The organism is Martelella radicis (assembly GCF_014196625.1).
GTDB lineage: Bacteria > Pseudomonadota > Alphaproteobacteria > Rhizobiales > Rhizobiaceae > Martelella > Martelella radicis.
Window position 1 is genome coordinate 113,602 of record NZ_JACIDZ010000012.1, and the last position, 12,869, is coordinate 126,470.

Here is a 12,869-nt window from a genome sequence, read left to right on the forward strand (position 1 = left end):
GGCGTCTATAATGGCTCGCCGGCTCGGCTGCAAGCTTTGACAGATTATATCGAAGCATGCCAACTCTGTGATCTGTCTTCAAAAAGAAGTGCGTAAACGGCGATGCCCGATAATGATGTATTCAAGACGCTGAACCAGCCCAGGCCCTGGAGCGGGTACAACGCCTTTCATTCCGATCCGCTTCTTGGTGATCTGACGCGCAATCTGGCGCGTCCGTTGCGTGATGAGTTCGACACGATCGGGCGCTATGTGACTTCGCCGGAAGCGCAGGAACTGGCGCAAATGGCCAATACCAGCCTGCCGCAACTGAAGACCCACGGTCCCGCGGGCGAGCGGCTGGACACGGTCGCCTTCCACCCGGCCTGGCACGCGCTGCTGCGACGCTCGATGTCCTCCGGCCTGCATTCCTCCCTCTGGGAGCCGCCGCGCGACGCCGATTCGAAATCGAAGGCGCACAAGCTGAGAGCCGTTCGGCTGTTCCTGACGGCACAGCTTGAGTGCGGCCACCTGGAACCCTTGTCCTCCACCTCCGCCTCGCTTGCCGTTCTGGCGGCCACGCCGCAACTGCGTTCGGAATGGGCGCCGAAAATCCTGTCGCGTAAATATGATTCCACAAACCGTCCGCAGGCGCAGAAGACGGCGGCGACGATCGGGCTCGCGATCACGGAAAAACAGGCCGGCAGCGATATGCGCGGGCTTACCACGAAAGCCGCGCGCGTCAGCGAGGGCGTCTATCGCCTCACAGGCCACAAATGGTTCGTTTCCGCGCCGATGAGCGACGCTTTCATCATGCTCGCCGATGTCGACGGCAAGCCGGGCTGCTTCCTGGTGCCGCGCCTTCTCGACGAAGGACGGACCAATGCGCTTCGCTATCAGCGGCTGAAGGACAAGCTCGGCCTGCGCTCGAATGCGGCGGCCGAGATCGAGTTTTCCGATGCCTTCGGCTTTCTGCTCGGCGCGCCGGATGGCGGTCTCAGGACCATTCTCGACATGCTGACCCTGATGCGGCTCGACAGCGCGGTGATGGCATCCGGCCTGATGCGCGCCGCCCTTGCCGAGGCGACCCATGCCGCGCGCGGGCGCAGTGTGCAGGGCCACGCGCTGGTCGGCCGGCCGCTGATGATGCGGGTCCTGGCCGATCTGGCGCTCGATGTGGCGGCCGCAGGCGCGCTTTCCTTCCGTCTTGCCGAGAGCTTCGACCGCGCCCGCGACAGCGCCGAGGAAGCGGCCTACGCCCGGGTGATGACGCCGGTGACCAAATACTGGACGACCAAGATCGCGCCTGCCGTGGTGGCCGAGGCCATGGAGGTGATGGGCGGCAACGGCTTCATCGAGGACCGGCCGATCACCCGTCACTATCGCGACGCGCCGGGGCTTGCGATGCATGACGGCGCAGGCAACATGATGGCGCTTGATCTGAGGCGCGTCGTCGAGCACGGCAGCGACCTGTTCGAGGCCGTTTTCCAGGTGATCGCGCGGGATCTCGGGGCCTCCGGCGCCAAGATCGTCGAATTGCTCAGGGCCGCCATGGCGCTGTGCAAGAGCCATGAAAGTGCCGCCCGTATCTTCATCGAACAGTTGGCGCTTGCGGCAGGGGCCGCCGAACTCTACCGGCTGGGCGCCGGCCGCATCGCCGACGCCTTCCTCGAAACCCGGCTGGCGGCGGGCTGGCGCTCGACCTATGGCATGCTCGATACGCGGTTCGACGCGAGCTATGTCGTGGAGCTGCTGTTTCCGGAGATGGACTGAGGCCGACCATGAGGAAAGGGCCGTACCTTGCAGTACGGCCCTTCAGACTGCCGACAAGGCCTGTTGCAGACAGAAGCAGCTTACACACCCACTGTCCGTCATGCCGGCTCAAGGCCGGCATGACGGATGCGAGAGGTGAAAACATTTGCCAAAAGAAAGGGCCATGCCTTGCGGCACGGCCCTTGTTTTGCTGACCTGCGGCGCTCCGCGAGCGGGGAGGACGCTCAAGCAGATTGCGGGGTCTGCACGACGCTATTCTGGCGCCGGAACTCGGCTCGATTAGAACAACATCGAGCTGTTGGCGTTGCGGCGCAGTTCTGCGCGGGACTTGCCGATCTTCTTCAGGGACTCATCGTCGAGCTTCAGCAGTTCGGCATTGACGAAGCGGTTGGCCTGGCTCTGACGGGCATTGGCAATGTTCTTGTAAGCGCTACGGAAGAAACCCATTTCAGTTCTCCTTTTCCTGCGGATCGCACCGGACGGCCCTTCCGTCCTTCGATCCATTTTGCTTCGCGGCTATCAGTCCTGATCCTTTTGATCACCACCGGCGCGAAGCCTTCATCAATCAACTGTCTGGAATATAGATCGTCCCTTCCGCCTCTGGCAGGTGGGAAGCCGAATGGGAGCCATGCAGAAAACGCATGCACTTTTCGGGAACTGGCAAATCCCCTGTCATGATGCACGAATATTGTGCACCACTGCCTGAGCCGGATGCAGCCCCCGCCAAAAGCGCGGCGAGCCATTGCAAAGCCGATTGTTGTGATGCCGCCGCAAAGGCTCTATCGTCGCGCCGATCGAATTGATTGGTGATTTTCATGTTTCAGTCCTATGACGTTTCCGCCCGCCCGGAGCAGGCCGCCCCGCGCATCAAGGCCCTGCGCGCCTTGTTCCCATCCCTCGGCATCAACGCCTTTCTCGTGCCGCGCACGGATGAATATCAGGGCGAGTACGTGCCGCCGTCCGCCGAGCGGCTCGCCTTCCTCACCGGCTTTACCGGGTCCGCCGGCGTGGCGCTGGTGATGGCGGAGACCGCGATTGTCTTCGTTGATGGCCGCTACACTTCGCAGCTGAGGATCCAGACCGACCCGGCGCTGATTGCCGGCGGCGATCTCGTCGGCTGCCCGCCTGCTGCATGGCTCACCGAAAATCGCCCGGAAGGGATACGGCTCGGCATCGATCCCTGGCTGCATACGCCAAGCGAGGTCGAGCGGCTGAAGTCTGCGCTTGCCGAGATCGGCGGCGAGCTTGTTCTGCTTGCCGAAAACCCGATCGACCGGATCTGGCAGGACCGCCCGGCGCCGCCCGCAGCGCCGGTGACCGTGCAGCCGCAGCAATTTGCCGGAAAGCCTGCAAAGGAGAAGCTGGCCGAGATTGCGAAAGCGGCGCGCGGCAAGCGAGCAGACGCGGTGCTGATCGCCGATTCGACCTCGGTCGCCTGGGCATTCAACATTCGCGGCAATGACGTCGCCCATACGCCGGCGCCGCTCTCGCGCGCGATCGTGAAGGCGGACGGCAGCGCCGTGCTGTTCCTGTCCCCCGACAAGGTCTCCGGCGAGGCCAGGGCACATATCGATGATCTTGCCGAACTCGAAGCGCCCGAGGCCGTTTCGGCCCGTCTCGCGGCGCTTGCGGGCGAGGCGATCATGCTCGATCGGTCCGCCGTGCCTTATGCCTGTGTGCAGATCATCGAGACGGCCGGGGGCAGGGTGATCGACGCTGCCGATCCTGTCGTCGCCGCCCGTGCGATCAAGAATGAGGGCGAACAGGCCGGCACGCGCAAGGCGCATCTGCAGGATGGCGCGGCGATGGTCTCCTTCCTGAGTTGGCTTGACGGAGAGGCCCCCGGAACCGTCAGCGAAATTGCGGCCGCGACCAGGCTCGAGGCCGCGCGGGCTTCCGTCGGCGAGCGGATGCAGAACCCGCTGCGCGACATTTCCTTCGACACGATCTCCGGCGCCGGCCCGAACGCGGCGATCATTCATTACCGGGTAACGACCGAGACCGACCGCAAGCTTCAGGACGGGGAGATGTATCTCGTCGATTCCGGCGCGCAGTATCAAAACGGCACGACCGATATCACCCGCACGCTCGCCATCGGGGCGGTGGACGAGGAGAAGCGGCGGTTCTTCACGCTGGTGCTGAAGGGTGTGATCGCGCTCTCGACCGCGCGCTTTCCCGCCGGCACGCGTGGCATGGACCTCGATCCGCTGGCCCGCATCGCGCTGTGGAAGGCCGGCGTCGACTATGCCCATGGCACGGGCCACGGCGTCGGGTCCTATCTTTCCGTGCACGAGGGTCCGCAGCGGTTCTCGAGGCTTGGAAGCCCGGAACTGAAGCCCGGCATGATCCTGTCGAACGAGCCCGGCTATTATCGTCCCGGCGCATTCGGCATCCGCATCGAGAACCTGCTTCTGGTGAAGGAGGCGGAGGCGGTCGAGGGTGGCGAAATTCCGATGCTCTCCTTCGAGACGCTGACCTGGTGCCCGATCGACCTGCGCCTCGTCATGGCCGAACTGCTGACAGAGGAGGAGCGCGACTGGCTCGACGCCTACCACACTGAGACGCGCGAGAAGCTGATGCCGCTCGTTGCCGACGACAGGGAGCGGGCCTGGCTTGAAGCGGGGACCCGGCCGCTCAACCTATGATGAAATAGCGGCAGACCATGACCACCGACCAGCCGACCGCGATCATCGGCAATGGCGACTTGAAGCGCAGCCCCGTCAAGAGGGCTGCCCCGATCGCCAGCTTGCTCTCCCAGCCGCCGGCATAAAAGGCAGGCGCCACCAGCGTCGTCAGCACCGCCGCCGGAATGGCATTGAGCGCCGCTTCCGCGCGCGGCGGAATGTCCGAGACCACCGAGAGCAGGACATAGCCGGCAATGCGCGTCATGTAGGTGGCGACCGCCGCGCCGAGAATGACGAGGATCATGTGGTCATTGGTGAAATCGCTCATTGCGCCGCCTCCTTGGTCTTGCCGGGCGGCAGGAGGGCTGCGAGCAGGATGCCGGCGAGCGCGCCGATGCTGACATGCCAGGGCGAGCCGACCGTGGCATAGGCGAGGATCGATCCGAGCGCGCTTGCGGCGACGATCGGCAGATAGTTCGGCCGTTTCCTGAAGCCCATGACCAGGCTAAGGAAATAGATCGGCAGCAGGATGTCGAGGCCGAGCGCCTCCGGGTTCTTGATGAAACCGCCAAGCGTTGCGCCGATCAGCGTCATGATGTTCCAGAGGACATAGAGGACGAGACCCGCGCCGAGATACCAGGAGAAGGTGACGCGCTCCTCCTCTTCGTGGCGCTTAAGGGCTTCGGCAAATTGCGGATCGGTCATCAGGAAGAAGGCGATCAGCTTTTTCGGCAGCGAGAAATGCGCGATGACCGGCGTCAGCGCAGCGGAATAGAGCACGTGGCGGAAGTTCACGGCCACGATCGAGGCAATGATCAGCCAGGGCGCGACCCGTTGGCCGAAGAGTTCGACGCCGACGAGCTGGCTGGCGCCGGCAAAGATCGTCAGGCTCATCATCGCCGTTTCGAACACGCTCTGGCCTTGGGTGACGGACACCGCGCCGAACAACATGCCGAAGGGAGCGGCCGAAAGAGCCGGCACAATGCCGGAGCGAAGGCCGCTTGAAAATTCTGAACTCTCTGGCAAGGAAGGCGACTCCTGATCAATTCGGGCTGGTTCCCCATGGGAAGCGGCGGACAGGCTGCAGGAGGGGATGGGAGGTTGTCCACCCGTTTACCGTCTTTGCGTTGCGTGTACAAATGAGAAGAATTGATAATGCGATCAAACCGGAGGACCGCGTCATGATCAAACTCAGCGCCCGCGAAAAGGCCGCCCTATCGGAACGGCTCAGGGACTATTGCGCCGAGGAACTCGACTGCGAGATCGGCACGCTTCAGGCCGAGCTGTTTGCCGAAGTGATCGCGCGCGAATTCGCGCCGGTCTTCTACAACGCCGGCCTGCGCGACGCCGAGGCCCTGCTGATGAAGCGGATGGAAAGTTTCGGCGACGAGATCGCCGCTCTGGAAATGCCTGAGGCGAACCGCTAGGGCGGAACCGCCTCTTCAGGGGGTCAGGCAACGCCGTCAGCCGGCGATCGGGCGATTGCGGGGCCTGCCAACAGTGCCCGCTCCGCAAGGCCTTTTGTTGTGTCCATGTATTGTGATTGCGACCAGCCGCAGGCGCGCACCAGGCATTCCCAGTTTTCCACCGACAGCAGCATCCACAACAGATCGGTCGCTTCCTCTTCCGTCAGTTCGGCCGTCAGCCGGCCTTCCGCGGCGAGCGCCCGCACGGCGGCCGCGCATCCGTGGCGAACCGCCCGCATCCGGTCGTCCCAGGCATTGGCTGCCTCCTGGTCATTGTCGCGCATGGAACGCAGCGCGACCGATATGCCGTGAATTTCGGGGATATAGCCGGTCCATGCCTCGATGAAGGCATTGAGGCGCTCCAGCCCCGAGCCTGCCGAGCGGCTGGGCGCGAGCCGCTCGTCGACATTCTTCACGCGGTCGATGTGGCGTGTTGTTGCCACCAGGAGATCCGCCCGATTGGGAAAATGCAGATAAAGCGCCTGGCGGCTGATGCCGACCGCCTTGGCGATATCGGACATGCGCACGGCCTTGTCTCCGGATTCCAGCAGCTGCCAGGTGGTTTCGAGGATTCGTGATTTGGTATCGTTTTGATGACTTGACATGACGTCAAGATATCGCTTATTGACACCATGTCAACTTTACACGGTGTCAAGTTATCGGTTTGCACCCATCACGAAGGAGAATCGCAATGAAAGTCATCATATTCGGAGCCACCGGCAGCATCGGGCGTCTCGCCGTAGAAGAAATGCTCAAGGCCGGCCACGCGGTCACGGCCTTTGCCCGCCACCCGGAAAAGCTGAAGCTCGCCCACCCAGACCTCAAGCGTGTGGCGGGCGATGCGCTCAAGGCCGAAGATGTGCTCGAGGCGGTGGCCGGCCATGACGCGGTCGTCATTACGCTGGGCGCTGGTACGGCGCGCAAGGGCGTCATCCGCTCGCAAGGCACATTGAATGTCATCCGCGCCATGCAGGCCCACGGCGTGCGGCGCCTGATCTGCCAGTCGACGCTGGGCGCGCGCGAGAGCTGGCCGAACCTGAATTTCTGGTGGAAGCGGGTGATGTTCGGGGCGTTCCTGACGGAGGTGTTCCGCGATCATGAATTGCAGGAACAACTGGTGGAGGCGAGCGGACTCGACTGGACGATCGTGCGCCCCGCCGCCTTCACCGACAGGAAGACGCGCCGTCCGGTGATCGAGGACGTGTCGCCGGCGGCGCGCGGGCTGGACCTCAAGATCGCCCGGGCTGATCTTGCGCGTTTCCTCTCCCGCCAGGTCAGCGAGCGCACCTATCTGGGCCGCGCCGTCGGTCTGTCGAGCTGAAGGAGGCGCAAACAATGACGTTACTGCTTCTGACGGCCGGCCTTGCGATGGCGCTTCTGGCCGGTGTTCTTCTCAGCTTCTCCGATTTCGTCATGCGCGGGCTTGCCGAGGCGCCGGGAAATGCCGGCGCGGCCGGTATGGTCGGGCTGAACCGCACAGTCTATCGATCGGTCTTCATGGTTCTGTTCATCGGCTTCCTGCCGGGCGCGGCAGTGCTTGTCCTGCTGTCTGTCCTGCTGATCGAGGGGCCGGCGCTCATTCTGGTCCTGGCCGGCGCGCTCGTCTTCTATCTCGGCGTCTTCGCGGTCACCGGATTTGGCAATGTGCCGATGAACAAGCGGCTTGGGCGAATGTCTTCCCGGGCGGATCAGACAGCCGTCTACTGGCCGCATTATGTCCGGCGCTGGACCCGGCTGAACCATGTGAGAACACTCGCCGCAACCCTCACCGCAATGGCCTGGCTGATCGCGGCCAACACGCTCTGAATGGCAGGCGGGGCCAGTCGGTGCTTGTGCAAAAGACGGGCATTGGCGGGTCTTGCCGATCGCCGATGCCCGAGCTTGCCTGATGATTGTGATCTTCCGGTTGCTGCCGGTTCAGGAAGCGGGGCGAACCGCCGCGGCCTTTCTTGCAGCCCGGAGACCCGCTCCGCGCAACGGAGAGACGGCGAGGCGATAGCCGAGCAGAAAGGCAAGCGGGGAGAGGAGCGCGAACAGGAACTTCTGCAGCGCGATCGGCGGGCCCGCAATGTAGAGATGGTCGCGATAGGCATTGAGCTTGAGCGCGGTCGTCAAAAGCTTTGGATCGCCGTTTTTCGAGAAATAATGGGGCTTTTCCGCCGTCAGCCTTGCGAGGTCGATGAAGAAGCGCTGGTGCTGCTGCGCATTGGTGAAGGTTACGGTCGCTTCGGTTTCTCCGTCATGGGCGTTTCTGAAGAAATGCGCCTGTCCCGCGTGCACGGTCGCGCTTTGCCCGGCGTCAACGAAATGCTCTTCGCCGTCGATCGAGACCATCAGCCGGCCGCGCCGGACGGTGAAGATTTCGTCGGTCTTGGGGTGAATATGCGGGATGGCATTGCCGCCGCCCGAGCCGCCTGCGCCGAGAATGACATCGAAGCGCGTCGATGCGCCCCCATCATGGGGGTGGGTGAAAATGAAGGTCTCGCTGTCGAAGGGATTTGTGATGCGCGTTTGCGCCGGCACGATCTGGCCGCTCATGGTGTTCGCTCCGGATAAGGTTGAAAATGTCGAATGCTCAGCTTCAGATTGCCGCAGCCTCCTGAAAAGGCGTATAGAACTGGCGAAGGCACGGTTCAAACACCGTTCCTGCAATGTCGTTCACCGTTTTTGCAGAACCATGGCCGCTTCTATCGATTTTGACGATCTGCGCTTCTTGCTCGCCGTTGCCGAGAGCGGGTCGACGCTCGCCGCCGCGCGCCGTCTCGGAGTCAGCCAGAGCACGGTCGCCCGCCGGATCGCCGCGCTCGAGGCTTCGCTCGGGCGGCAGCTTTTCGACAAGCGTCGCGACGGCTACCGGCTGACCGCCGACGGCGAGAGCCTTCGCCCGGAGGCGGAGGCCGTCGAGACGGCGATGCGCGCCTTCGCGCTCGCGGCCGACGGGCTTTCGCGGGCTGTCGGCGGGACAGTACGCTTCACCACCAACGAGGTCATGGCCGGTCTCTTCGTGCCGGAGCTTGTAAGCCGGCTCAAGGCCCGGCATCCGGGCATCGGACTTGAGGTCGATGTGACGCCTGTGCTGCGGGATCTTGGCGCCGGGGAGGCCGATATTGCCTTGCGCGCGGCCCCGCCGCCGCAACAGGCGGGGTTGGTCGGCGTCAGGCTTGCCGAGGATCACTGGAGCCTCTATTGCGCCAGGACTTATGCAGAACGGCATGGAGCGCCCTCAAATGTGGAGGAACTCTCCCGTCACTGCCTGATCGGTCTTGTGCCGGACGGAAGGCACGACGTCGCGGTTGCCTGGGCGGAGCGGCATTTTCCGCCGGGCAATGTCGTCGTTCGCCAGAACTCCATTCCCTCGGCTTTCGCTTCCATCGCAAGCGGCATCGGAGTCGGATTCTATTCGGACATTCTGGCGCTCGGGCGCGACGACATCGTATTGTGCTTTCGCCCGGACATCCCGCCATCGGCCGAAGTCTGGCTTCTCACTCACGAGCGTCTCAGGCACGCGCCGCGCATTCGTGCGGTCATGGAGGAGACGAAGGCTTTGGTGGCGGGGCGGATACGCGCAAACGGGCAGTAGTTGCAGCCGGCGGGGGGCAAACGGAGAGCATTCGCCCTTGCCTGCGCCCTTCGTCTCCGGTCGCCGATGCTTCAGCCTGCCGTCAGGCTTCGATCGCGGTGCGCAGATCGATGAGCTCGACGCCGGCCTCGCTCATTTCGGCAAGCGCCTCTTCGACGCCGTCCTCGCTGATGCCGCGGCAGCCTTCGAGAATCACGCGGACGGTCACGCCGGGCAGCATTTCGCGCGCGTCGAGCGCGGTAAACCGGACGCAGAAGTCGAGCGCAAGCCCCGCAATGTCGAGCGTCGTGACGCCCTTCTGCTTCAGATAGTCGGCAAGCCCGGTGACGGCATGATGTTCATTGTCGCGGAAAGCCGAATAGGAATCGATCTGCGGATCCTGCCCCTTGCGCTGAATGTAATCGACGGCGGCGATGTCGAGATCGGGGTGGAATTCGGCGTCCTGCGTTTCCTGCACGCAGTGGTCCGGCCACATCACTTGCGGTTTGCCGTCAAGCTCGCCCATATCGAAGGGATCCTTGCCGGGATGGACCGAGGCAAACGAGCCATGACCTTCCGGGTGCCAGTCCTGTGATGCGGCAATGACGTCGTAGTCACCTTCGGCAATCAGCCTGTTGGCGATCGGCACGACCGCATCGCCATCGGCGACGGCAAGGTTGCCGCCGGGGCAAAACCCATTCTGGATGTCGACAAGCAGGAGGGCTTTCATGTTTTTGCTCCGAGTTCGAGCAATCGCAAAGGCGGGAGGTGCCCGCGACCGGCTCAGGGGTTCAGGTAGTAGGAAGCCGGCTGCGGAGGGCTGAAAAGGAAACCTTGAAGGCCTTCGCAGCCCTGATTGCGCAACCATGCTTCCTGTTCGCGCGTCTCGACGCCTTCAGCTATGATCGATATGCCGAGATGGTGGGCCATGGTGATGATCAACTCCACCAGCGATGTATCGCTGCTGTCATGCGGCACACCGGCAATGAAGGTCTTGTCAATCTTGAGTTCGTTCAACGGAAACTGCTTGAGATAGACAAGGGCCGAATAGCCGGTGCCGAAATCATCGATCGACAAACGGATGTTGAGCGCCCTGATTTTCCTGAGCTGCGAAAGCGCCAGGTCGAAATTGGCGATCATGAGGCTTTCCGTCATTTCCAGCGTCAGCCGTTCGGGCTCGAATTGGTATTGATCGAGCAGCAGCGCAAGGTCGTCGACGAATTTTTCGCGCAGGAACTGGCGAACCGATACGTTCACGGCCAGATGCAGGTCGGGGTTGCGGGCAAGCATCCTGCAGGCCTCCTCCAGAACCCAGGCGCCGATGGGCACGATCAGTCCCGTTGCCTCGGCGACATGGATGAAGCTGCCGGGACCGATGATGCCGCGCTCGGGATGATCAAGCCGCAGCAGCGCCTCGAAATGCCGTCCCGGCGCGCCCTCGATGATCTTTGGCTGGAGAAACAGCCTGAGGCCGCCGTTCTGCAGGGCCTTCTCCAGCGCGGTCTCGACATCGAACCGGGCAACGAGATCCTCCACCATTTCGGCGTGAAACCAGGTGATGCTGCCGCGACCGCGCGATTTGGCGTTGTGCATGGCCAGATCGGCGCGGCGCAATTCCTCATCCGCGCCTTCCGAGGAGGGGCTGACCAGAACCGCTCCGGCGCTGGCGCTTGGCGTGAGCTGGTTGCCGTTGATGAAGGCCTGGCGCGAAAGGCAGGCGTGCAGGTCCTCGATTTTCGCGTGCGCGGCGGCGCGTGCCTTGTCTTCCTCGCCTCCAAGCGCCGTCAGGAACACGACGAATTCGTCGCTGGACAGGCGTGCCGTGAAGGATCCGGCATCGATGTTGTCGCTCAGCCGGCGGCTGGTGGTTTTCAGCAGCGCGTCGCCGATATTGTGCCCGAAAATCGAGTTCACGGCGGCGAAACTGTCGAGGTCGAAGATCGCGATCGCCATATGTTGGCGGTTGACCCTGTGGGTCGCGAGGAAGCCGAGAAGCACTTCCTGTGCCTTGGCCCGATTGGCCAGCTTCGTCAGAGGATCGTAATAGGCAAGCGCCTCGATCCTGGCTTCCGTGCGCCTTCGCTCGGTGACGTCGCGCCAGACGCTGACCGAGCCGAGACGTTCGCCGCGCGCGTCGATCACCGGCGCCTTGATCATTTCCAGCGTGTACTTGCGTCCCGCGGGATTTGTGACCTCACCCTGATTGATTAGCTTGCCCTGGTTGTTCACGTCGGAGAAGACCTGCTGCATCAACAGCGCGTCTGTGCTCTTGCCAAAAATCTCCCGATCCGTCTTGCCGACGATCAGCTCGGCCGGCATGCCGACAAACTCGGCGGCGGCCTGGTTGCAGGCCTCCAGCGTGCCGTCAGGTCGCTTGAAATAGATCTGGTCGGGAATCGCATCGATCACGACGCGCAGGAGAAGGTGCTGTCGGCCGAGCGCGCGCACCAGCTTGCGCCCGCGAATGAGGACAATGGCGAGAATGATGACGATGCTCAGCAGAACCGCAATCGCGGAAATGAGCGTCAGGTTCAAGAGACCGTCGGTCGCCTTGAGTTCGGCCGATGTCTGACGAACGGCGTCTTCCAGATTGGATGAATAGGCGGCCAGCGGCTCGTCGCCCATGTGCAGGTTTTCGGCCTCCGCGATTACCGAGAAAAGCCTGGTCTTCTGCTGGAAAATGATAGGCCAGGAGAATATCCGGACCGTGTGGATGGACCCGTCCTTGAAGCGGTGGGGGAACAGGAAATAGCGCTGTTCGCCGTCGCGCGCATTCTCCATCTGTCGCTTGATCTTGTCTTCGGACATCTGGTTGAGATCGTGCACGAACAGTTCCCTGAACTCGGTGGAAGTCCAGCCGTAAAGGGATTGCGCGGCGTGATTGGCAGCAAGGATCTTGCCGTCGGCCGGCTCGATCAGCAGCATTGCGACGGGGCTGCCCTCGAAAAAGTCGGGAAGGCGGATGAGCGGGACCTGAGCCCTGAGTTGCGCGGTAGCGACGGCCATGAACATGAAGACCGCCAGGAAAACGCCGGCCAAACGGCGTTCGTATCGTTGCGCCTTTCTCATTGCCATCTGCATGTTACGGGGAGGCCCTGTGAATCGAGATGAAACGTGTACCCAATAAAACCTATGAGCGAATAAACGGAATACGATTAGTGTGTAAGCTTACACTAAATAACGGCAGGTTAAATAAATAAAAAAATCTTCCCGGACCTTGCATTGTGCAGTGCAAAAGGCAAGGGGGGAAGAGCATTGATCTAACACTGGGATACACGAACGAGCGCGTTGCAGGCGTCTCAGATCGCGACGGGCGCCTGTTTTGGCCGAGGCGGTGTCTGGATGTGAGCTTGGGGTGGCTAGATAGGGTCGGGGCTGCCGTGCGATAGCCCCTGGATTGGCGCCAAGGTGTCGCCGCCGAGGAGGCTGTTCGCCGAACGGCAAACCTAGTCATGGCATTCCTTTTCGAAC

General features: G+C 62.7%; 14 protein-coding genes. 6 read left to right on the plus strand and 8 right to left on the minus strand.

What is annotated here, in order from left to right; translation table 11 throughout:
* Positions 1–102: 102 nt before the first annotated feature.
* Positions 103–1,749 carry an acyl-CoA dehydrogenase family protein gene (locus tag GGR30_RS16935; RefSeq protein ID WP_183488534.1) on the plus strand — a complete coding sequence of 549 codons (1,647 nt, stop codon included), beginning with the start codon at positions 103–105 and terminating at the stop codon, positions 1,747–1,749.
* Between the two features lie 279 nt (positions 1,750–2,028).
* Here the strand turns inward: GGR30_RS16935 and GGR30_RS16940 are convergent, their stop codons facing one another.
* Both GGR30_RS16940 and GGR30_RS16945 read right to left on the minus strand, forming a co-directional pair.
* Complete coding sequence (locus tag GGR30_RS16940) at positions 2,029–2,196, minus strand: hypothetical protein (protein ID WP_183488536.1); 168 nt, start codon at positions 2,194–2,196, stop codon at positions 2,029–2,031.
* 118 nt (positions 2,197–2,314) lie between these two features.
* Positions 2,315–2,566: a hypothetical protein gene (locus GGR30_RS16945; protein WP_183488538.1), complete on the minus strand. Its 252-nt coding sequence runs from the start codon at positions 2,564–2,566 to the stop codon at positions 2,315–2,317.
* Here GGR30_RS16945 and GGR30_RS16950 point away from each other — a divergent pair.
* The gene (locus tag GGR30_RS16950; RefSeq protein ID WP_183488540.1) at positions 2,565–4,394 is read left to right on the plus strand and encodes an aminopeptidase P family protein; all 1,830 of its coding nucleotides are present in this window, start codon (positions 2,565–2,567) and stop codon (positions 4,392–4,394) included. The two genes, GGR30_RS16945 and GGR30_RS16950, sit on opposite strands and share 2 nt — an antisense overlap.
* Here GGR30_RS16950 and GGR30_RS16955 read toward each other — a convergent pair.
* Together GGR30_RS16955 and GGR30_RS16960 are read right to left on the minus strand one after the other, a co-directional pair.
* A complete protein-coding gene (locus GGR30_RS16955) occupies positions 4,384–4,701 on the minus strand; it encodes an AzlD family protein (RefSeq protein WP_183488542.1) in 318 nt (105 codons plus the stop codon). The genes GGR30_RS16950 and GGR30_RS16955 overlap by 11 nt on opposite strands.
* Complete coding sequence (locus GGR30_RS16960) at positions 4,698–5,399, minus strand: AzlC family ABC transporter permease (protein WP_183488544.1); 702 nt, start codon at positions 5,397–5,399, stop codon at positions 4,698–4,700. Before GGR30_RS16960 ends, GGR30_RS16955 begins: the two co-directional genes overlap by 4 nt.
* Positions 5,400–5,554: 155 nt before the next feature.
* On the opposite strand from GGR30_RS16960, the gene GGR30_RS16965 reads away from it, so the two are divergent.
* Positions 5,555–5,800, plus strand: coding sequence for a DUF2164 domain-containing protein (locus tag GGR30_RS16965; RefSeq protein WP_183488546.1), 246 nt, complete (start codon positions 5,555–5,557; stop codon positions 5,798–5,800).
* A gap of 23 nt (positions 5,801–5,823) precedes the next feature.
* Here GGR30_RS16965 and GGR30_RS16970 read toward each other — a convergent pair whose 3' ends face one another.
* Complete coding sequence (locus tag GGR30_RS16970) at positions 5,824–6,444, minus strand: TetR/AcrR family transcriptional regulator (RefSeq protein ID WP_183488548.1); 621 nt, start codon at positions 6,442–6,444, stop codon at positions 5,824–5,826.
* An 86-nt stretch (positions 6,445–6,530) separates the two neighbouring features.
* Here GGR30_RS16970 and GGR30_RS16975 point away from each other — a divergent pair, with 86 nt between their 5' ends.
* Positions 6,531–7,160, plus strand: coding sequence for an NAD(P)-dependent oxidoreductase (locus GGR30_RS16975; protein WP_183488550.1), 630 nt, complete (start codon positions 6,531–6,533; stop codon positions 7,158–7,160).
* Between the two features lie 14 nt (positions 7,161–7,174).
* On the plus strand, positions 7,175–7,645 hold the full coding sequence (locus GGR30_RS16980; protein WP_183488552.1) for an anthrone oxygenase family protein: 471 nt from the start codon (positions 7,175–7,177) through the stop codon (positions 7,643–7,645).
* 111 nt (positions 7,646–7,756) lie between these two features.
* Here GGR30_RS16980 and GGR30_RS16985 read toward each other — a convergent pair whose 3' ends face one another.
* Positions 7,757–8,377: a cupin domain-containing protein gene (locus GGR30_RS16985; RefSeq protein ID WP_183488554.1), complete on the minus strand. Its 621-nt coding sequence runs from the start codon at positions 8,375–8,377 to the stop codon at positions 7,757–7,759.
* Between the two features lie 139 nt (positions 8,378–8,516).
* On the opposite strand from GGR30_RS16985, the gene GGR30_RS16990 reads away from it, so the two are divergent.
* Positions 8,517–9,419 carry a LysR family transcriptional regulator gene (locus tag GGR30_RS16990; protein ID WP_183488556.1) on the plus strand — a complete coding sequence of 301 codons (903 nt, stop codon included), beginning with the start codon at positions 8,517–8,519 and terminating at the stop codon, positions 9,417–9,419.
* Between the two features lie 82 nt (positions 9,420–9,501).
* Here the strand turns inward: GGR30_RS16990 and pncA are convergent, their stop codons facing one another.
* Both pncA and GGR30_RS17000 read right to left on the minus strand, forming a co-directional pair.
* Positions 9,502–10,128: a bifunctional nicotinamidase/pyrazinamidase gene (gene pncA / locus GGR30_RS16995; protein ID WP_183488558.1), complete on the minus strand. Its 627-nt coding sequence runs from the start codon at positions 10,126–10,128 to the stop codon at positions 9,502–9,504.
* Positions 10,129–10,181: 53 nt separating this feature from the next.
* Entirely contained in the window at positions 10,182–12,467 is a 2,286-nt protein-coding gene (locus tag GGR30_RS17000) for a sensor domain-containing phosphodiesterase (protein ID WP_183488560.1), read from the minus strand.
* Positions 12,468–12,869: the final 402 nt, after the last annotated feature.